This window comes from Stenotrophomonas sp. 21LCFQ19 (assembly GCF_056861425.1).
On the sequence record NZ_JBSPUF010000011.1, the window covers coordinates 59,017 to 78,189 of the forward strand.

The 19,173-nt window shown below is 64.2% G+C and carries 17 protein-coding genes; 9 read left to right on the forward strand and 8 right to left on the reverse strand.

Annotated elements, in window-relative coordinates; genetic code table 11:
* Nucleotides 1–5 precede the first annotated feature (5 nt).
* The 3 genes from AC13FW_RS13195 to AC13FW_RS13205 are packed head-to-tail and all read right to left on the reverse strand — an operon-like array spanning nucleotide 6 to nucleotide 4,149.
* On the reverse strand, nucleotides 6–1,403 hold the full coding sequence (locus tag AC13FW_RS13195) for a phenylacetate--CoA ligase family protein (RefSeq protein WP_482989357.1): 1,398 nt from the start codon (nucleotides 1,401–1,403) through the stop codon (nucleotides 6–8).
* Entirely contained in the window at nucleotides 1,400–2,791 is a 1,392-nt protein-coding gene (locus tag AC13FW_RS13200) for an MmgE/PrpD family protein (protein WP_482989358.1), read from the reverse strand. Before AC13FW_RS13200 ends, AC13FW_RS13195 begins: the two co-directional genes overlap by 4 nt.
* On the reverse strand, nucleotides 2,791–4,149 hold the full coding sequence (locus AC13FW_RS13205) for an MmgE/PrpD family protein (protein WP_482989359.1): 1,359 nt from the start codon (nucleotides 4,147–4,149) through the stop codon (nucleotides 2,791–2,793). The genes AC13FW_RS13200 and AC13FW_RS13205 overlap by 1 nt, the downstream gene beginning before the upstream one ends.
* A 134-nt stretch (nucleotides 4,150–4,283) precedes the next feature.
* Here AC13FW_RS13205 and AC13FW_RS13210 point away from each other — a divergent pair, with 134 nt between their 5' ends.
* The 4 genes from AC13FW_RS13210 to AC13FW_RS13225 all read left to right on the forward strand — a co-directional run bounded on the left by AC13FW_RS13210 (nucleotide 4,284) and on the right by AC13FW_RS13225 (nucleotide 8,803).
* Entirely contained in the window at nucleotides 4,284–5,528 is a 1,245-nt protein-coding gene (locus AC13FW_RS13210; protein ID WP_482989360.1) for an acetyl-CoA hydrolase/transferase family protein, read from the forward strand.
* Between the two features lie 16 nt (nucleotides 5,529–5,544).
* Entirely contained in the window at nucleotides 5,545–6,285 is a 741-nt protein-coding gene (locus AC13FW_RS13215) for a GntR family transcriptional regulator (protein ID WP_482989361.1), read from the forward strand.
* 299 nt (nucleotides 6,286–6,584) lie between these two features.
* Nucleotides 6,585–7,001: an H-NS histone family protein gene (locus AC13FW_RS13220; RefSeq protein WP_482989362.1), complete on the forward strand. Its 417-nt coding sequence runs from the start codon at nucleotides 6,585–6,587 to the stop codon at nucleotides 6,999–7,001.
* A gap of 104 nt (nucleotides 7,002–7,105) precedes the next feature.
* Complete coding sequence (locus AC13FW_RS13225; protein WP_482989416.1) at nucleotides 7,106–8,803, forward strand: glycoside hydrolase family 43 protein; 1,698 nt, start codon at nucleotides 7,106–7,108, stop codon at nucleotides 8,801–8,803.
* Nucleotides 8,804–8,934: 131 nt separating this feature from the next.
* Here AC13FW_RS13225 and AC13FW_RS13230 read toward each other — a convergent pair whose 3' ends face one another.
* From AC13FW_RS13230 to AC13FW_RS13245, 4 genes are all read right to left on the reverse strand, one after another.
* On the reverse strand, nucleotides 8,935–10,212 hold the full coding sequence (locus AC13FW_RS13230) for an aminotransferase-like domain-containing protein (RefSeq protein ID WP_482989363.1): 1,278 nt from the start codon (nucleotides 10,210–10,212) through the stop codon (nucleotides 8,935–8,937).
* Nucleotides 10,213–10,410: 198 nt separating this feature from the next.
* Nucleotides 10,411–10,977, reverse strand: coding sequence for a DUF6436 domain-containing protein (locus AC13FW_RS13235; RefSeq protein WP_482989364.1), 567 nt, complete (start codon nucleotides 10,975–10,977; stop codon nucleotides 10,411–10,413).
* 35 nt (nucleotides 10,978–11,012) lie between these two features.
* Entirely contained in the window at nucleotides 11,013–11,297 is a 285-nt protein-coding gene (locus AC13FW_RS13240) for a hypothetical protein (RefSeq protein WP_482989365.1), read from the reverse strand.
* 48 nt (nucleotides 11,298–11,345) lie between these two features.
* A complete protein-coding gene (locus AC13FW_RS13245) occupies nucleotides 11,346–12,758 on the reverse strand; it encodes an aminotransferase-like domain-containing protein (RefSeq protein ID WP_482989366.1) in 1,413 nt (470 codons plus the stop codon).
* A 182-nt stretch (nucleotides 12,759–12,940) separates the two neighbouring features.
* Between AC13FW_RS13245 and cyoA the strand changes: the two genes are divergently transcribed.
* From cyoA to AC13FW_RS13270, 5 genes are all read left to right on the forward strand, one after another.
* Nucleotides 12,941–13,840 (forward strand): ubiquinol oxidase subunit II, encoded by a 900-nt coding sequence (cyoA, locus tag AC13FW_RS13250; protein ID WP_482989367.1) that lies wholly within the window; start codon nucleotides 12,941–12,943, stop codon nucleotides 13,838–13,840.
* Between the two features lie 5 nt (nucleotides 13,841–13,845).
* The gene (gene cyoB, locus AC13FW_RS13255; RefSeq protein WP_482989368.1) at nucleotides 13,846–15,828 is read left to right on the forward strand and encodes a cytochrome o ubiquinol oxidase subunit I; all 1,983 of its coding nucleotides are present in this window, start codon (nucleotides 13,846–13,848) and stop codon (nucleotides 15,826–15,828) included.
* Nucleotides 15,825–16,454, forward strand: coding sequence for a cytochrome o ubiquinol oxidase subunit III (cyoC, locus tag AC13FW_RS13260; protein ID WP_482989369.1), 630 nt, complete (start codon nucleotides 15,825–15,827; stop codon nucleotides 16,452–16,454). Before cyoB ends, cyoC begins: the two co-directional genes overlap by 4 nt.
* Nucleotides 16,455–16,456: 2 nt before the next feature.
* Nucleotides 16,457–16,789 carry a cytochrome o ubiquinol oxidase subunit IV gene (gene cyoD, locus AC13FW_RS13265; protein ID WP_482989370.1) on the forward strand — a complete coding sequence of 111 codons (333 nt, stop codon included), beginning with the start codon at nucleotides 16,457–16,459 and terminating at the stop codon, nucleotides 16,787–16,789.
* Nucleotides 16,790–16,864: 75 nt separating this feature from the next.
* Entirely contained in the window at nucleotides 16,865–17,539 is a 675-nt protein-coding gene (locus AC13FW_RS13270; RefSeq protein ID WP_482989371.1) for an SCO family protein, read from the forward strand.
* 125 nt (nucleotides 17,540–17,664) lie between these two features.
* On the opposite strand, the gene AC13FW_RS13275 is transcribed toward AC13FW_RS13270, so the two are convergent.
* On the reverse strand, nucleotides 17,665–19,032 hold the full coding sequence (locus AC13FW_RS13275; RefSeq protein WP_482989372.1) for an alpha/beta hydrolase: 1,368 nt from the start codon (nucleotides 19,030–19,032) through the stop codon (nucleotides 17,665–17,667).
* Nucleotides 19,033–19,173: the final 141 nt, after the last annotated feature.

Genomic DNA, 19,173 nt, shown 5'->3' on the forward strand with positions numbered 1-19,173 from the left:
CTTCCTCAAGCGAAACGTTTGTCGATCAGACGCACCGGCTTCTGCCGAACTTCGATACCCGTCAATGCCGCCAGCTCACCCGGTGCGGCCAGCACGATGCTCATTTCAACACCGAGGCGCTGGCGCAGCAACGCGGCGAACTCCGCTGCCAGTTGTGCGTCATCCAATGCGCCACGGGTTTCCACGTGCACAGCCAGATCGTCGCGCCCGCCTTCGTCGCGGCTGGCGACGCAGATGAACTCACCAGCGAACGATGCATGTTCTTCCAGCACCGGCGCCATCGCCTGCGGGAACACGTTGATGCCGCGGATCTTGACCATGTTGTCGCTGCGGCCAAGGAAGCCTTCGATGCGGCGCAGGTTCATGCCCAGCGGCGAGGGCGTGGTCAGCACGCGGGTCACGTCGTGGGTGTTGAAGCGGATGATCGGGTAGATGTCGTCCTTGTACAGGCAGGTGACCACCATGTCGCCGGTGTCGCCATCGGCCACCAGTTCACCACTGTCCACGTCGAGGATTTCGACGTACTGCGCGTCTTCCATTAGATAGAGACCATCCTGGTCCGGGCCCTGCCCGGCAATCGCGCCGGTGTCGCCCACGCCATACCAGTCGTACAGTTCGACACCGCCCCAAGCGGCCGACAACGACTCGCGCGATTCACGGCCGAGGTGACCGCAGATCATCCGCACCGGGATGTCCTTGCCCGGCACCAGGCCGTTCTCGCGGGCCACGTCGGCCAGCTTCTTGATATAGTCGGCGAAGCCAACAATCACGTTGGCGCCCATGTTCTTCATCAATTGCACCTGCTGCGCAGAGCGCATCTCGATGCCGGTGCCGGCCGAGCAGAACAGCGCCTGCGTGTAATGCGTCACCGCTTCGCGCACGTAATGGCCGCCGTTGATCATGCCGTGGCCATACACCGAGTGCACCACGTCGCCGGGCTGCATGCCCTGCCAGCGGTACAGGCGGGCAAGCAGCAAGCTCTGCACTTCGCGCGAATGCGGCGAGAACACCAGCGGCTGCGGGCGACCGGTGGTGCCGGAGGTGGTGTGGAAGACCAGCGGCTTGTTGCCAGCGTCGGTGCCGTCCTGCCAGCCGTGGAAATCGCCCAGCGGCGGATTGCCTTCGACCGACGCCATGATCTCGTGCTTGCCGAACACCGGCAGCTTGGTGATGTCGTCCAGGCTCTGGATATCTCCAGGCTTGATGCCTGCATTGCCCCACAGGCGCTGGTAGAACGGAATCTGCCAGGCGCGTGCCACGCAGCGCAGGAACATCGCGTTCTGCTCGGCGCGCAGTTCCTCGCGGCTGATGGTCTTGAACTTGTCGGTGAAGGCCTGGTCCAGCGGGAACTGCTGAAGCAGCTCCTTGACATCGAAGGATTCGAAATAGGTGGCGTAGGTCATGGGTTCTCGACAATCAGCAGGTCGACCAGCTGCCTGACATCGTCGATGTCCTGCAATTGGTCGAAGTGGGAGATCAGGGCAGCACGGTGGCCGGCATCGAAGGGACGCGCGGCGTGGTCAAGGCAGTGGTGGAACTTCTCAAGCTGCTGGGCGCGTGACAGCGGCCGTTGTGGTGAACCGATGGCGGCATCGCGGTGGTTGTGCAGCACGCGGCCATCACGCAGGGTGACCGCCATCGATTGCGGCACCAGCGCATTGGGATCGTCGCAGTCGTTCGGCACCAGGCTGACCTGGTTGGCGAACGCGGCCAGCTGCGCGTCGGCGAGCTTGTCCGGCGCATAGGCGGACAAGCCGACCTTGCCATCCAGCAACACAGTGCCGAGCAGGAACGGCAGGCACAGCCGGGCGTAGCTGGCTTCCATTGTGGGCTGATAACTGCGGCCGACCAAGCGGCGCACCAGCGGCGGCGCCTGCAGTTCGATGCTGGCGACGTTGTCCAGCTGCAGGCCGTGCTGCTGGCGCAGCTCCATCAGCATGTCCTGCGCGGCATGCGCGGCGCCGCCGGTCGGGAACACCTTGTGGCTCACGGTGAGCATCTGCGCTTCGCGCGCGGCCAGCATCTGCAGCGACGGTCCGACGTCGAATTCGCCCTCGATCAGCGGCAGATAGCCGAAGGGCCCTTCCAGCATCTCGCGCGGCGCCGGGAAGCCATTGCGAGCCAGTTCCCAACAGCTCAGGGCAGCGCGCGAATTCAGTGCGACCTGCAAGGCCAGCGTCGGCGAGCCTTCCACATGCGCCTGCATGGTGCCGGACAGGTGGCTATAGGTCAGGCCGAGCGCGCGACGCAGCAGTTCCTCGTCAGCGCCATGCAGGTGGGCAATGCCAGCTGCTGCACCGAGTGCACCGCACATCGAAGGTCGGAAGAAGCGCATCGGTGCGCGGCCGCTGATGCCGATCAGCGTGGCTACATCGACCGCAACATTGAGCGCTGCGATCAAGGCCTTGCCATCGACCGCCACGCCATCGACGTTTGCACGCTGCTCGGCGGCGGCAACCAAGGCCGATTGAATAACCGCCAATGGATGCACCACTGCCGGCATATGTACGCAATCAAATTCCTGGCTGTGGATCTGGTAGCCGTTGACCATCGCCGCGCTGGCCGCCGGCAAGGCTTCGCCGGTCACCCACACACGCGCGGCATTGCCGCTGCCGTAGCTGGCGGCGCTGCGTCGAACGGTTTGGGTCAGCGGCACCTGCGGGCCGGAGCCAGAAAGCCCCACGGCCGCCGAATCCATCACGAACACCTTCGTGGCCGCGATCGCCTCGGCGGAAAGGTCTTCAAAACGCAGCGTGCTCGCATGCTGCAACAGCGCTTCAGTCAATCGCATCAGGCCACCCGCGCCAACATGGCGTTCAAGGCGTCCAGACTGCCGCCATTGGCCAACGCCTGCACCTGCCCAAAGAGGGGTTGCGCCAAGCCTGCGGATACGCCACCCCATTGCGCCAAGGCCAGCGCCTTGGCCAGCACATCGTCGGCCGACATCGGGCATTCCGGGTCGCCCCAGGCATCGATGCGCTCGGCCTGCACGCTGCGGCCATCGGCCAGCCACAGCTGCACGCTGGCGCCGTAGTGCGCTGGGAAACGCTGGCTGCAGGCTGCATCCTCGATCAACGCGATACGCTGCCGCCACGGCGCCAGTTCAGCATCGCTGCAGGCTTCGGCGGTGTAGTGCGCAAGTTGCGGCCGGCCATTGACCAGGATCGAGGCCAGCGCGTGCTGCAGGCTGAACTTGGCCTCCAGCTCGGTCTGTGGCTGGGCGCGGTCGCAGAAGCGCAGGGCCTCGGCATAGGTGCGTACTTCGATGCGTTCGATCTGCGCGGCGTCAGTGGGATCGAGCTGCGCGACCGCTTCCAGCATCGCATCGATGGCCGGATGTGCATGCCGGCAGGCCGGCCACGGCTTCAGGCTGGTGCTGTGGACCAGCCAGTCGCCTTCGTCGGCAACCACCAGTTCCGGTACAGCGTCCGGCGCAGTGGCGGCAAACAGACCCTGCTCACCTTCCAGTATCCTGCGCGGCCCACGCATGCCAGCAAGCGCCAACTGCGCCGCCAGCCAGCCACTGCGTGCGGCTTCGGCGTTATGCAATGACTTGGTCGGCACCGGCTCGTGGCGCATCTGCCACAGCCCGCCGGTGCGACTGCCGGCATTGCCCAGCGCATCGGCCAGCGATTCAGCAGGCAGGTTCAGTACTGATGCCGCCGCAGCCGCCGCACCAAAGGCGCCAGCGGTCGAGGTGGGATGCCAATAGCGGTAATGCGTCTTGCCCAGCGCACGACCGACACGAATGGTGGCTTCATAGCCGCGCACGATGGCGTCTAGCAGCGCCGTCGCATCCGCGCCTTCGGCCTGTGCTGCAGCCAGCGCGACCGGGATGACGACCGGGCCGGGATGCAGGATGGCAGCGCGGTGCACATCGTCCATTTCCAGCACATTACCGAGCGCGGCATTGAGCAGCAGCGCGTCGGCTGCACTGCGGCGGCCAGCGCCCAAGGCCACCACATTGCCGCCAGCCTGCGCCTGCACCACCGACTGCAGCTGGGCGGCAATCGGATAGCGCAACGCAGCCAGGGCGCAGCCCAGCCAATCGACCAGCAGCAAGGCAGCACGCTCACGGGCGGCGGCATCCACCGGCCGTTGCAGGCGCTGGGCGAGCTGTTCGGTAAGGCTGGCAACAGGCGTGGTCATCGCGCGATGAGGTCTCGGTGCAGGCCCGCAACAGCGGGTTTGGGTGGTGGGAACAGCAACCGCGTGAAAGGAGCATAACCGACTTTGTCCGGACATATCATATGATCCGTCTCCCGAACGCCGCAATCAGCCCCATGCCCCGACTTCTGGATGCCGACACCTTCTTCGATTACCTCGCGCAGGGACCCGACGTCTACGCGCCCGGCTGTGCCGGACATTCCCTGCTGTTCGAACACTGGCTGCGCAGCGGCACCGAGCGCTGCGGCGGGCTGCGCTTCACCGGCGTGCACATCCCCACCGTCAACACCTTCGATTTTGCCGGACTGCACCCGCAGGCACGCCAGCGCACGATCTTCCTGAGCGGTGATCTGCGCAGTTCGTGGCTGGCGGGCCGCGTCGACTACCTGCCGATGACCTATACCTCCACCTGGCGCTGGCTGCGCGAGAGCGTGGCCTTCGACACCGTGCTGGTGCAGGTGTCGCCGCCTGACGAGGACGGCAACTGCTCGCTGGGCATTGCCTGCGACTTCACCCCGGCGGCCTGGCCACGCGCGACCCGCATCCTGGCGCATATCAACCCGCGCATGCCGCGCACGCGCGGGCCGTCCATTCCCTTGTCGCGGATCACCGCCGCCATCGAGCAGGATGCGCCGCTGCTGGCCATCCCCGATCCACCTGCCGATGCTGCGATGGACGCGGTTGCGGCACAGGTCGCTACCCTGGTCGAGGATGGCGCGACCCTCCAGCTCGGCCTGGGCCGCCTGCAATCGGCGGTGCTACGCGCGGTGCGCGAGCGGCGCAACCTGCGCATCCACAGTGGCATGGTTTCCGATGGCCTGCTCGGCCTGCTCGAATCCGGCGCGCTGTCGGCAGCACCGGATGCTGTGGTGGCAGGCGTCGCGCTGGGTACACAGGCGCTGTATGACATAGCCCCGCGCAGCATCAGTTTCCGCGAGGTCGGCCATACCCACGACCACAACGTACTGGCCGGTATCCCGCGCCTGACCGCCATCAACAGCGCGTTGTCGGTGGATCTGCTGGGCCAGGTGAACGGCGAGTTCCTGTCTGGACGCCAACTGAGTGGTGTGGGCGGCCTGCCTGATTTCCTGCAAGGCGCTCGCCAATCGACCGCTGGTCGCGGCATCATTGCACTCCCTGCCAGTACCTCGAAGGGCGAAAGCAGGATCGTGCCGATGCTACCCACCGGTCCCGTAAGCCTTGCCCGCGTAGATGCCGACTGCATCGTCAGCGAACATGGCGTAGCCGATCTACGCCACCTCGACGTCCATGCACGGGCCCAGGCCCTGATCGCCATCGCCGCACCCGAACACCGTGAACCCCTGCAGCGCAGCTGGCAGGAACTCTCGCTCAGACTTTGAACAAGGATCTGTACATATGACTGGTACGCGACGCAGCAAGCCCCGCTATGCCGAACTGGGCGACCTACTGCAGGCGGCAATCGAGAAGGGCGAGTACGCCGTTGGTACCTTGCTACCCACCGAACTGGAGCTGTGCGAGCGTTTCAGCGTCAGCCGCCACACCGCACGCGCGGCCTTGGCGCAGTTGATCAGCGCCGGCCTGGTGCAGCGCCGCCCCGGCGCTGGCACGCGGGTGATCGCGCAGAACTCGGCAATGCGTTACGAGCACGAGATCGACACCGTCGACCTGCTGATGCAGTACGGCAACAGCACCCGCCTGCAGGTGCTGGAGGCCGAACGCAAGCTGGCCGACCCTGCGATGGCACAGCGCCTGGACATCCACGAAGGCAAGGAATACCTGCGCCTGCACTGCCTGCGCCTGGAAGAACAGACCCGCGAGCCGATCGCCGTCACCGAGATGCTGATCCCGGTGCGCACCGGTGTACCGACCGAGAAATTGCTGGAAGTGGCCGGCGCCGCGCGTGCGCTGGCCAAGTTCCTCGACCCGACCAGGCTGTCGCGGGTGGAGCAGGTATTTGACGCCGCTTCATTTGAAGCAGCCGACGCCAAGCTGCTCGACATCAAGAAGAGCGAGCCGGCGATGCGCGTGCAGCGCCGTTACCGCGATGCCAACGGCCGCCTGCTGCTGGTCGCGACCAGCCTGCATCCGCCGGGCCGGTTTGCCTATTCGATGGTGCTTTCACGCAGTCACCGCTGATCGAAGCCACCCGTATTCGCGCCACCCGAGACCCGATGTCAGATCCCTGTCATCGGGTTTCCTATGTGCGAGGCCGCCAAAGAGGTAGCCCGGGTAAGCGCAGCGCACCCGGGTAACAGGCAACTGGCGATGCTGGAACCTCCCGCCAACAGCCCCGGGTGCGCTGCGCCTACCCGGGCTACACCTGCCGAGCCGATCAGCCCCATGGGCAGCGCTCCAGGCCTCGCCCCTGTGCTGCCAACGCCCGCGATCCGCAACAGCGGCTTGACACCCCGGAGCCAAGAACTGAGGCTTACGCCATGAGTATCGACCTTACCCCTCTTGATCTTCGAGAGCTCAACACTCTCATCCGCGCCGCACAGGACAGGCACAAAGCGCTCACCCAACGTCAACCTGCGGACAAGGTCAGGCGCAAACTCACCGCATTGGCCAAGCAGACCGGTTATACGATCGAGGAGTTGTTCGGTCCTGGCGCAGATGCCGTCGCAGCCAAGAGCAAGCCCGCCCGGCGCAAGGGCCCGAAGGTCAAACCCAAGTACCGTGATCCCGAGAACCGTTGGAACACCTGGACTGGCCGCGGCAAGATGCCGCTCTGGCTGGCCTCCAAGATCCGCTTCGGGCAGACCGCCACCGACTTCCTGATCCCCGGCGTGGCCAAGCTCACCCCGAAGGAAAAGGTACTCACCGGCAAGCGCAAGCTGTTCAAGCCCAGCTGAGTCAGAACGGCAAAACCGGAGCAAAACCGGGGTCAGAGTGGGGTTTCGGTACGAAACTCCACTCTGACCCCGGTTTTGCTCCGGTTTTGCTCCTTAACTGCTAGATTCCAAGGCTTCTCCAAGCTTGGACAAAGCCGCCCATGCGTAGTCGTCTGCTGTGGATGTTGCTCTACCTGCTGGCACCGGCCAGCAATGCCGAAGTACTGGTGCACTCGATCAGCTACCAAGGCAACGACCGGCATACGCCATTGGCGGCCGGCAATTACCGCAACCCGGTCCTGCCCGGCTTCTACCCGGACCCGTCGATCGTGCGTGCCGGCGATGACTTCTATCTGGTCAACTCCACGTTCGGCTATTTCCCCGGCCTGCCGATCCACCACAGCCGCGACCTGGTCAACTGGACGCAGATCGGCAACGCCATCGACCGCCCAGGCCAGATCAACTACGGCAAGGACGAGCTGACCCGCGGCCTGTTCGCCGCCTCCATCAGCCATCACGGCAGCAAGTTCTACATCGTCAACACCTGCTTCTACTGCGACGGTGGCAACTTCGTGATCCATGCCGACAACCCGGCCGGGCCATGGTCCGACCCGGTCTGGCTGCAGGTGCGCGGCATCGATCCTTCTCTGTTCTTCGATGCCGATGGCAGCAGCTGGGTGGTACACAACGACGTGCCCGATGGCGAACTGCGCTACGACGGCCACCGCGCGATCTGGCTGCAGCAGATCGACCTGGCCAGCGGCAAAGCCATTGGTGAGCGGCGTCTGCTGGTGGATGGCGGCGCCAACCCAGCCAGCAAGCCCGAGCACATCGAAGGCCCGCATATCTTCAAGCACGACGGCTGGTACTACCTGACCGCCGCCGAAGGCGGCACCGGCGAACAGCATGCGCAGATGATCTGGCGCAGCCGCAGCCTGATGAGTCCGTATCAGGCAGGTCCCAACAACCCGGTACTGACCCAGCGCGACCTCGATCCCAAGCGCGCCAATCCGGTGACCTCGGCTGGGCATGCGCAGTTCGTGCAGCTGGCTGATGGCAGCTGGTGGACGGTATTCCTCGCCACCCGCCCCTACCGTGGCAATCAATACAATCTAGGCCGTGAAACCTTCCTGCTGCCGGTGCAATGGCAGGATGGCTGGCCGCAGGTGCTGCCGCGTGGCGCCGAAGTACCGCTGCAGTTGCCGCGCCCACAGATTGCTGGAGCATCCGTGCCAATCAGCGATAGCGCTGTATCCAGTTGGACGGAAAACTTCAGCGACGCGACGCTGCCACCACAATGGCTGACGCTGCATCCGCCGAAGCGCGCATGGTTCATCACGGGCGCTGATGGTCTGAAGCTGCAAACGGGCACGACGCCGCTGGGCGCCGAGGGTGCGGAAGAACAGGCCCACTATCTGGGGCACCGCCTGCAGCACCATCGCGCGACCCTGGATATGCAGCTTTCGGCCGCGTCTGTGGCTGATGGCGAGTTGGCAGGATTGGCTTGGCTGCAGAACGAGCGCTATCACTATGTGCTGGGCGTCGAAGCCAGCAATGGTACGCGCCGGATAGCCCTGTACTTGCGCGCCGGCAAGGATTCACCAGAGACAGGCACGCTGTTGGCGCAGAAGGAACTAAGCGGCGCTGGCGACAACACTGGATTGCGATTCACCCTGGATGGCGCACGCGCGCAGGCATGGTTCTCGCCACAACCCGGGCAATGGCAACGCCTTGGCGAAACGCTTGATGCGAGCCTGCTCAGTACCGACACCGCGGGTGGATTCATCGGCAGCACGTTTGGTGCGTATGCGGTAAAGCGCTAACGCGGACTGTATCCGAGCGATACGCGCTTTGCCCCCTCCCTTTGCCGCAGGCAAGGGGAGGGTTGGGGAGGGGTGCCGTTCGCGGTTGAGCTTCGGTTGATGCAACGTCAGCTTCGCGGCTAACGCCGCTCCTACAGCATTCCTTGTAAAGCCCTTGCCGAGCATGGCTCGGCACTACAGGTCAAAACCGGGGTCAGAGTGGGGTTTCGGTACGAAACCCCACTCTGACCCCGGTTTTGCCGGTTTTGCCGGTTTTGCTCTGGCAGGCTGCACCAGGCATGCAGCCCTGATGCTCGCACCTTCAACGAAGGCACCAGCAGGTATGTAGCCAGCGCGGTGCGCTCGCGCGCCTCATCCAACACCTGATTCAACAATGCAGTCGCCGAACCATCCAGCAGCAGTTGGCTGACCAGCGCCATCACCAGCGGGTGGCCCATCAGGCAGATCGAACGCAACGCAGTCGCCAGCGCTTCGGCATGCTGCTCCGAAGGACAGCGCACGAATGCCGTGCGCAAACCTGGGCTGATCGCCTTCGACAAGGTTGATACGTAGTACACCTGCGCCGGTGCCAGCGCCGCAATCGGCATTGGCTTTTCCACAGCATGATGCCAATACGGATCGTCCTCGACCGCCAGCAGATCCAACCGCTGCAGCACACGTGCCAGCTCAACACGTCGCTGCGAGGGAATCGTCAGCGCCGTCGGGTTGTTGCAGGTGGGATTGAGGTAAACCACGCGCGCCCCACTCTGCCGCGAGGCACGTTCCAGCGCCTCCGGGCACATTCCTTCCGCATCGCCATCGACCGGCAGCAAGCGGCGTCCCAACGATCGTGCCGCCTGCAGCAGGCCCGGGTACACCAGGTGATCGCAGAGAATCACCTCGCCTTCCTGGGTCTGGCTGATCAGGATCGAGGCAAGCGCCGACTGCGCACCTTCGGCAACCACCAATGCCGTATCGGCAACATCACCCAGCATCGGCTGCAGCCAGCTGGTCGCCGCATGCCGGTCGGTTGGGCTGCCGCCGGCCAGGTGATACGTCATCAGGTTGGGCGCATTGCTGCGCGCAAGCACGGCGGCTGCACCACGTCGCAGTGCATCGTTCAAGGCCAAGGCATCCGGTACCGGCGGCACGTTCATGCTCAGGTCCACCGGTTGGCCGAAGGCTGCTTTCGGCGGTGCGATGAAGCTGCCCTGCGGTCCGCGCGCTTCGATCAGTCCGCGTCTGCGTGCTTCATCGAAGGCGCGTGTAACAGTAGTCAGGTCGATGCCGAGCTGCTTGGCCAATGCGCGCTGCGATGGCAGACGATGACCGGGCACCAGCTCGCCGGTGTTCATGCTGCGCTCGATGCTGTTGACGATGCGCAGGTAGATCGGGCCGTTGCTGCGCAGCGCGCTGTCCATCCAGTTCATCGCCAAACCCCCTGTTTACCGGCAAAAACTGCGACATCCTGTCGCACCATGTATGGACGATGTAGCCACGTATTGTTTGCATCAGCGGCGGGTGCCTGCTCACAACCATCGGTCGGTTGGAGCGGGTGCCCGCTGTTTTTTGTGCGCGGACAGAACGTCCACGCACGTTGGCGCGCATGCAGATTCATCAGCAGTAGATCAAGGCTTGCTTTGCCACGGGCAGTAGCAGCCCACCGCCAACAAACCGCGCGGCCGTACCGTTTTTCCGTCGACCAGTTTGTCGAGAATCGGCTCCACAAAACTATTGGCCGAATTGCAGACCATGCCGATGCTGTACGGTCCGGCGTAAGCCAAGTGCCCTTGCCGATCCCAGATCGCAACCGCAGGGCTGGCCGGGATATGTTCGGCGCCTTCAATTGTCGGCAGTTCCTGCAAACGACCACGCAGATACTCGGGCAGCTCACCTGTCGTGCCCGGGCGGCGCACCGCGTAGAAATCGATGTTGGCGCGGCGGTACATGCTGATCAGGTAACTCAGGTGCGCGCCGGTTTCACGGTTGCAGACCTTGCAGGCCGGGTCCCAGAAATGCACGACGCGGATGCGCCCATTCGCGCCAGCCAGTTCCGGCGGCAGCTTGAGTTGGGTGTCGTCGAAGACGATGGCCTGCTCGGCGAACGTGGTCTGCTCACTGAGGCCGAAGTACTGCCATAGCGCTATCGCGATACCGGCCATCAACACGCAGCCCGCTGCGATCCACAACCGCATCCCACGCCGGCGCGGTGATGCGCCGTTGGGCGGGCTCACGAGGCGGAGTCCGCGCCGAACTTGTGCTCGTACTGTTCCAGCATCTCGGCGCAGGAATCGGCCTGGGCGCGGCGGTAGATTTCGGTGCGCTCCGGCGCGCGGCTGCGCTGCAGGCACTGTTCGATGGCCGCGCGCTCACTGGCCTGCACATCGGCGGTCTGCGGCCGCGAACAGACATAGACCAGCGACGCCAGCGCCAGCACCACGAAACCGGCGCAGCCCAGCATCACCAGATGAAACTTCAGCTTGTCCCGACGCACAGCAGCTACCCGCATATCCATACAAGATATGCAATGTATCATTTTTGTATGGATATGACCGGAGGCCAGTTAAACGATAGCCTGCGTCCGCGTCTCAGGCGCAGCCGAGATGACCTCGGTCAGCTTGGTCAAGGCCGCCGCCAGACTGTGCTGGTCCACCGCCCCGCCCAGCGACAGGCGAATGGCATTGCCGGCCTGCTCCTCGATGCTGAAAGCCTCCGAGCTGGCGATGCCCAGGCCTTGCGCCTGTGCGGCCTGGATCAGCCGGTATTGGTCCAGCCTTGGCGGCAACGGCAGCCACACATGCAGGCCGGACGGGTGTGCCTGATAAGGCTTGGGCAGGATGCGCGCGGCGATCTGCTGGCGCTGGCGCAGCTCCTGCTGGAAGCGGCGCACCATCTCATCGGCCTGGCCGCTGCGGATCCAGTGCGAGGCCACCGCCACCATCGATTGGGTCGGCATCAGCGCGATCGAGCGCAGGGCGTCCAACAGCGGCTCCATCGGCTCGCCCGGCGGCACCACCAGATAGGCGGTGCGCAGCCCCGGCGCCAGGCACTTGGACAGGGTGGACACGTAGTAAACCGGGGCATCCGGGTGGCTATCCACCGCCAGCGGCGGTGCCGCGTCGGCGGCCAGCAGCCAGTACGGATCGTCCTCCACCACCGCCACGCCATGGCGGCGGGCAATGGCCAGAATGGCGGCACGGCGGGCCTGCGACATGGTCGCCGTGGTCGGGTTCTGGATGGTCGGGATCAGGTAGATCAGGGCCGGCTTGCGCTGCTGGCAGGCCGCTTCCAGTGCGTCCGGCAGCATGCCTTCGGCGTCCATGGCGATGGAGACGATGCCCCGCTGCAGCACACGCGCGGCGGCCAGCAGGCCCGGATAGGTGAGCTGTTCGGCGGCAATCAGGTCACCCGGCTGGGTCTTGGCCAGCACGATGGCGCATAGCGCGGCCTGCGCGCCGGGGCAGATCACCACCCGCTCGGCGGAGACGCTGCCGAGGATCGGCGCCAGCCATTGCACGGCGGCGGCGCGGTCATCGCGGGAGCCGGCGCCGACGTGGTAACTCATCAGCTCGCCCTGCCCCAGCTGCTGGCTGAGCTGCTGGAAGCCGCGCTCCATGCTCTGCGCGAACGGGCTGCTGCCCAGCAGCGGCGGGATGTTCATGCTCAGGTCGACCGAGGTGGAGCTGTTGCCGGCCGACATGGCGATGAAGGTGCCGCCGGCGCCCTGCGCGTCGAGCAGATCGGACTGGCGCAGCTCGGCGTAGGCACGGGTAACCGTGGTCAGGTCCACACCCATCAGCTGGGCCAGGTCGCGCTGCGGCGGCAGGCGGTCGCCGGGTTGCAGCACGCCATCGTCCACGGCATCGCGTACCTGCTGGGCAATCTGCAGGTAGAGCGGACCGGTGCCCTCGGCAAAGGGACGGACCCAGGTCCGGTTGGGCTTTTTCAGGCGTCGGCCTGCGGCTGGCTGCTGCATCGGGTGAACCTTCCCTGCTTTGTACGTGCACCAACCCATACAATGATGCATCTTGTATGGACTTGACTGGATCGGCAATCCTTTTGTAGGCACCGCCGTACGGACAGTGTAGCCGCTCCCGGCCTATGCGCCGGGCATCGGCGGTCCCCGCTCAAGAGCTCCTTCAACAGGGTCGACCTTCAATGAATATCTGCTGGAAACGCATCCGCCCAGCGCTGGCCGCTTTGGCATGCGTGGGCCTGTCTGGCTGCAACTGGGTACTACTGGACTCCAAGGGCGACGTGGGCATTGCTCAGCGCGACCTGATCATCATCTGCATCGCCTTGATGCTGATCGTGGTGATACCGGCCATCGTGCTGACCTTCGTCTTTGCCTGGCGCTACCGCTCCGGCAATACCAAGGCCAAGTACATCCCCGATTGGGCGCACTCGACCAAGGTGGAAATCGTGGTCTGGGGCGTGCCCCTGATCATCGTCGCCGTGCTGGCCGTGATCGTGTGGAAATCCACCCACGAGCTTGACCCTTACAAGCCGCTGGATATTCCCGGCGAGCCGCTGCATGTGGAAGTGATCGCCACCGACTGGAAATGGGTGTTCGTTTACCCGGACCTGGGCATCGCCACGGTCAACCAGCTCAACTTCCCGGCCGGGCAGCAGCTGGCCTTCGACATCACCTCCAACTCGACGATGAATACCTTCTTCATCCCGCAGCTGGGCGGGCAGATCTATGCGATGGCCGGCATGCGCACGCAGCTGCACCTGGTGGCCAACGAGCAAGGCAAGTTCGACGGTATGTCGGGCAATTACAGCGGCCACGGCTTCTCCAACATGAAGTTCGTCGCCACCGCGATGAGCCAGCAGCAATTCGATGACTGGGTTGTAGAAGTGCGGCAGTCGCCGGATCAACTCAGCTTCGACGAATTCAAGCGCCTGGCCGCGCCGACGCGCAAAGAACCGGTGCGCCACTTCGCCAGCGTCGAGCCGCTGCTGTTCAAGAAGGTCATCGACCAGTTCATCGGCGTGGGTGAGAACACCGCGGCCACGTCCGGCCACAACGCAGAACCCAAGGCCTCCCAGGAGTAATGAGCATGTTCGGTAAGTTGACGTGGGACGCCGTGCCGTTGCACGACCCGATCGTCGTGGTGACATTGGCGGGCATGGTGCTTGGCGGCATCGCACTGCTCGCCGCCGTCACCTATTTCAAGTTGTGGGGCGTGCTGTGGCGCGACTGGTTCACCACCGTGGACCACAAGAAGATCGGCATCATGTACATCGTGGTGGCGCTGGTGATGCTGGTGCGCGGCTTTGCCGATGCACTGATGATGCGCGCGCAGCTGGCCGCGGCCGGCCCCGGCAGCGATGGCTTCCTGCCACCGGAGCACTACGACCAGATCTTCACCGCGCATGGCGTGATCATGATCTTCTTCGTGGCCACACCGTTCGTGGTGGGCCTGATGAACATCGTGGTGCCGCTGCAGATCGGCGCGCGCGACATGGCCTTCCCCTTCCTCAATGCCTTCAGCTTCTGGATCTTCGTGGTCGGCGCTGCGCTGATGATGATCTCGCTGGGCCTTGGCGAGTTCGCGATGACCGGCTGGGTGGCGTACCCGCCGTTGTCCGGCATCGAGTTCAGTCCAGGGGTAGGTGTTGATTACTACATATGGGCATTGCAGGCCTCCGGTGTCGGCACACTGCTGACCGGCGTCAACCTTTTCATCACCATCCTGCGCATGCGTGCGCCGGGCATGACCTTGATGAAGATGCCGGTGTTCACCTGGACCGTGCTGGTCACCAGCGTGATCATCATTGCCGCGTTCCCGATCCTGACGGTCGCCCTCGGCGCGCTCACCCTGGACCGCTACCTGGACTTCAACTTCTACACCAATGACCTTGGTGGCAACCCAATGATGTACGTCAACCTGGTGTGGGCCTGGGGCCACCCGGAGGTGTACATCCTGGTATTGCCGGCGTTCGGTATCTTCTCCGAGATCACCGCCACGTTCTCGCGCAAGAAGCTGTTCGGCTACAAGTCGATGGTGGGTGCAACGCTGGCGATCGGCATCCTGTCGTTCGTGGTGTGGCTGCACCACTTCTTCACCATGGGCTCCGGTGCCAGCGTCAATGCCTTCTTCGGCATCATGACGATGATCATCGCGATCCCGACCGGCGTGAAAATCTTCACCTGGTTGTTCACCATGTACGGCGGCCGCGTCGAGTTCAGCGTGCCGATGCTGTGGACCATCGCCTTCCTGGTCACCTTCACCATCGGCGGCATGACCGGCGTGCTGCTGGCCATCCCGGGCGCGGATTTCCTGCTGCACAACAGCCTGTTCCTGGTGGCCCACTTCCACAACACCATCATCGGTGGCGCGCTGTTCGGCTACCTGGCCGGCTTCGTCTACTGGTTCCCGAAGGTGTTCGGCTTCACCCTCAACGAACGCCTGGGCAAGTGGTCGTTCGCCTGCTGGATCATCGGCTTCTACCTGGCCTTCATGCCGCTGTACATGCTCGGCTTCATGGGCATGACCCGGCGCATGAACCAGTACGACAACCCGGCGTGGACGCCCTACCTGATTGCCGCCTTCGTCGGCGCGCTGTTCGTGCTCGCAGGCATCGTGCTGATGCTGGTGCAGATCTACGTCAGCATCCGCGACCGCAAGCAGAACCAGGACATCACCGGCGACCCGTGGAATGCACGCACGCTGGAATGGCAGACGCCTTCGCCGCCGCCGTTCTACAACTTCGCCGTGGTGCCCAAGGCCGACACCCTGGACGCCTTCCACGAAGCCAAGAAGCAGGGTCTGCCCAAGCCGCCCAAGCACTATGCGCCGATCCACATGCCGCGTAACACCGGCGTGCCGCTGATCCTCAACATCTGGATCCTGGCGCTGTGCTTCGCCTTGATCTGGCACATCTGGTGGCTGGCCGGTGCGAGCTTCGTGGTGATGATCGTCACCTTGATCGTGCGCTCCTACGACGAGGACGTGGATTACTACGTCAGCGCCGAAGAAGTGGCCGCCATCGAGAACCAACACCAGAACAAGCTCAAGCAGCACAGGGTGATTGCATGAACATCATGTCCAACGTCGCCGTAGACAACGCACAGGCGGCCGAGCACAGCCATGACGACCATGGCCACGACCAGGGTGGCATGAAGGTCTTCGGCATGTGGGTCTACATCATGTCCGACCTGGTGCTGTTCGGCTCGCTGTTCGCTTCCTACGCGGTGCTCAGCAACGCGTATGCAGGCGGCCCCACCGGTGCCGAGCTGTTCTCGCTGCCGTTCGTGCTGGTGGAGACCTTCCTGCTGCTGGTCTCCAGCATCACCTACGGCCAGGCCGTGCTGGCGATGCACCGCCAGGACAAACGCGCAGTACTGACCTGGCTGGGCGTGACCTTCGCACTCGGTGCCGGCTTCATCGGCATGGAAGTGTATGAGTTCAACCACCTCATCCACATTGGCGCCGGCCCCACCACCAGCGCCTACCTGTCCGCGTTCTTCGCACTGGTTGGCACGCACGGCCTGCACGTGGCCAGCGGCCTGATCTGGATGGCGGTGGTGATGCACCAGGTGAAGCGTCGCGGCCTCACCCCGACCAACGTCACCCGCATCTCCTGCCTGAGTCTGTTCTGGCACTTTCTGGACCTGGTCTGGATCTGCGTCTTCACCTTTGTCTATCTGATTGGAGTGTTCTGAACATGTCCGACAACGACACCTCCCGCGCCGGCAGCGGACATGGCTCCACCAAGTCCTACCTTATCGGCTTCGTGATCTGCGCCGTGCTCACCGTCATCCCCTTCATGCTGGTGATGAACCCGACGCTGTCGCGGCCACTGTCGATGGCCCTGCTGGTCGGTTTTGCCGTCGTACAGATCATCGTGCAGCTGGTGTACTTCCTGCACATGAACCGCTCCTCGGAGGGCGGCTGGAACCTGGCCAGTTTTGTTTTCACCCTGGTCATTCTTTTCATCGTGGTAGCGCTCTCCATCTGGATCATCTGGAGCATGCACTTCCACATGATGGTCAACTGACGCACGCAACGGGCCGGCACACCATGCCGGCCCGTCGCATGTAGTTCGGCTGTCCGTCCTTCATCGACCATAGCCATGTCCCGCACCAACACCCCCGCCACCGGCCTCGCCGCACTGGCCCGCAAACTGCACCTGTCCACCATCGCGATAAGCGCCGCCACCCTGCTGCTGGTCGCCTGCGCCGCAAAACCCAAGGTAGATTTCTACGGCAAGGACATCGCCTGCGAAGCACTCGGCCAGCAATGGACGATGCCCGACAGCACAGGCGTAAGCCGCAGCCCGGCCGACCTCAACGGCAAAGTGACCTACCTGTTCTTCGGCTTCACCAGCTGCCCGGACGTCTGCCCCACGACCATGGTGGAGTTGAACCGCGTAAAGCACCTGATGGGCTCGGACGCCGACAAACTGCAGGTGATCTTCGTCACCGTGGATCCGGCCCGCGACACCCCCGCCGTCGCCGAAACCTATGTAAAAGCCTTCGACCCCACAGCAACCGCACTGGTAGGCAACGACCAGCAACTGGCCGCAATGGCAGCATCCTTCAAAGCCTTCTACGACCGCGAAGAAGGCAAGCACCCCGGCGCCTACTCAATGAGCCACACCGCAGGCGGCTACGTATTCGACCGCGAGGGACGGCTGCGTTTGTTCGCGCCCTACGGCATGCCGGTGGAGCAGCTGTTCTCGGATGTGCAGCGACTAACGCTGGAGCCAACAAGGCCGCACGCAACAACCTGTCAGACAACCGGATAGCCCCGACCCCGCAAGACCAAAGCCCCTCTCCCTCCGGGAGAGGGGTTGGGGTGAGGGCAGAACAAAACCACCAACCCCAAACCCCCAGCCCCCCAACCAAACTCAGCCCTAAAACCCAATCAACCTCACCGCTCCACACACCGCCCACCAACCTCCCCACCAGCAACAAACGCCCCAACCGCCTCAACAAAACACCCAGGCGCAAAGTAAGACAGCAAATGCGCCCCACCCTCCACCGTACTGAAGCTCACCTCCCCAGCCTTCCCCAGCACAGCCGCATGCTCCACCGCCCCCGCATACGCCGTATTCGGATCCAGCGTCCCATGCACAACCAAAGTCCTCGGTAGCACCCCAGGCGACTTCCCAAACCAGGCATCCTTGGCATAAGCAGGCACAGGCGCCCCGACCAGAAACCCCGGGATTGCACTGACAAACAAGGCCCCAGCAGCCTCCTGCTCCACCAACTCGCGGGTAAGCCCCGGCCGCGCATTGTTCTCCGACGCCGAGATCAACATCACCAGCGGCAACGAAGGCTGGTTGTTACCACCCTGCCCCATCCCCGCCATCGCTGTCTTCAGCTCCGCCAGCGTCGCCAGCAACGCGGACGTATCGTCCACCGCCAGCCCATCAACGATGTCGGGAATACGCGCACGCAGCGCAGGGAAGTTCAGCAGCGAGCCCAGCAACCGGCGTAGATCACCGCCCGGCACCTCGTCCTTCCACGGCGCCGTCGGCGCAGCGGCCAGCACACGCTGATAGACCGCCACCTTCTGCTCGCCCAGCACCGCACGTCCCACCGCATCCACCAGCGCCGTGCGCCGGCTCAGGTCCCACTGCTCGGTGGTCTCCAGCGGCACCAGCCCATCCAGGATCAAACCGTCCAGCGGCATCGGCGCCACCTGCAGCGCACGCAAGGCCAGCTGCGTGCCATACGACACGCCGTACAGATAGGTCGGCCCACTGCCGCGATAGCGCGACATCAGCAACGCAAGATCCTGCGCCGCCTCGGTCACCGAGAACGCCTGCGTGCGCGCCGCATCCGCATACATCGCGCCAATGCAGCCGCCCCACTCGTCCCCAGCCAAGGCAACACCATCGGCGCTGTCCGCCGCCTCCTGCACCGGGCAGATGCGCTCCGACCGCCCCACGCCACGGTGGTCCGGAATCACCAGGTCATAACCGGGAAACGCACGCCGGAACGTCGCAACCACCGGATACAAGGACGCCCCGGACTCACCAGGCCCACCAGCCAACAACCAAACCTCCCCGCGTCGCTCCGCCGCCTCGGCAGGAAAGCGCCGCACGAACAGCTTCAGCGAACCATCGCCCGGCGACGCATGCCGCAGCGGAACATGGGTGGTGACACAGAGGCTGCCTTTCAGCGCAGGAGACGAATCCGCATCGGCGCAGGCCACCGGCGCCTCGAAAGCCAGCTCCGCGCGCGCGGGAAGGGCTGCAAATAGTGCAGCCGCAAGAACAACAGATCGAAACATCGACTTTCATCCCCTGATAAGCAGGCGACAGCATGCCAGTGAGTTGGGGTGGCGGGAATGTCTGTCGGTAAGGGGGATTGCGGGTTAAGCCCGCCTAAGTGCTGCTTGGTGCCGCCGGGCTCTTACGGACTTCGAAAACAA

Excerpts from the sequence above, each read along its gene's own strand:
- AC13FW_RS13195 (WP_482989357.1), bottom strand. The coding sequence starts at position 1,403 with ATGACCTACGCCACCTATTTCGAATCCTTCGATGTCAAGGAGCTGCTT.
- AC13FW_RS13200 (WP_482989358.1), bottom strand. The coding sequence starts at position 2,791 with ATGCGATTGACTGAAGCGCTGTTGCAGCATGCGAGCACGCTGCGTTTT.
- AC13FW_RS13205 (WP_482989359.1), bottom strand. The coding sequence starts at position 4,149 with ATGACCACGCCTGTTGCCAGCCTTACCGAACAGCTCGCCCAGCGCCTG.
- AC13FW_RS13210 (WP_482989360.1), top strand. The coding sequence starts at position 4,284 with ATGCCCCGACTTCTGGATGCCGACACCTTCTTCGATTACCTCGCGCAG.
- AC13FW_RS13215 (WP_482989361.1), top strand. The coding sequence starts at position 5,545 with ATGACTGGTACGCGACGCAGCAAGCCCCGCTATGCCGAACTGGGCGAC.
- AC13FW_RS13220 (WP_482989362.1), top strand. The coding sequence starts at position 6,585 with ATGAGTATCGACCTTACCCCTCTTGATCTTCGAGAGCTCAACACTCTC.
- AC13FW_RS13230 (WP_482989363.1), bottom strand. The coding sequence starts at position 10,212 with ATGAACTGGATGGACAGCGCGCTGCGCAGCAACGGCCCGATCTACCTG.
- AC13FW_RS13235 (WP_482989364.1), bottom strand. The coding sequence starts at position 10,977 with ATGCGGTTGTGGATCGCAGCGGGCTGCGTGTTGATGGCCGGTATCGCG.
- AC13FW_RS13240 (WP_482989365.1), bottom strand. The coding sequence starts at position 11,297 with ATGGATATGCGGGTAGCTGCTGTGCGTCGGGACAAGCTGAAGTTTCAT.
- AC13FW_RS13245 (WP_482989366.1), bottom strand. The coding sequence starts at position 12,758 with ATGCAGCAGCCAGCCGCAGGCCGACGCCTGAAAAAGCCCAACCGGACC.
- cyoA (WP_482989367.1), top strand. The coding sequence starts at position 12,941 with ATGAATATCTGCTGGAAACGCATCCGCCCAGCGCTGGCCGCTTTGGCA.
- cyoB (WP_482989368.1), top strand. The coding sequence starts at position 13,846 with ATGTTCGGTAAGTTGACGTGGGACGCCGTGCCGTTGCACGACCCGATC.
- cyoC (WP_482989369.1), top strand. The coding sequence starts at position 15,825 with ATGAACATCATGTCCAACGTCGCCGTAGACAACGCACAGGCGGCCGAG.
- cyoD (WP_482989370.1), top strand. The coding sequence starts at position 16,457 with ATGTCCGACAACGACACCTCCCGCGCCGGCAGCGGACATGGCTCCACC.
- AC13FW_RS13270 (WP_482989371.1), top strand. The coding sequence starts at position 16,865 with ATGTCCCGCACCAACACCCCCGCCACCGGCCTCGCCGCACTGGCCCGC.
- AC13FW_RS13275 (WP_482989372.1), bottom strand. The coding sequence starts at position 19,032 with ATGTTTCGATCTGTTGTTCTTGCGGCTGCACTATTTGCAGCCCTTCCC.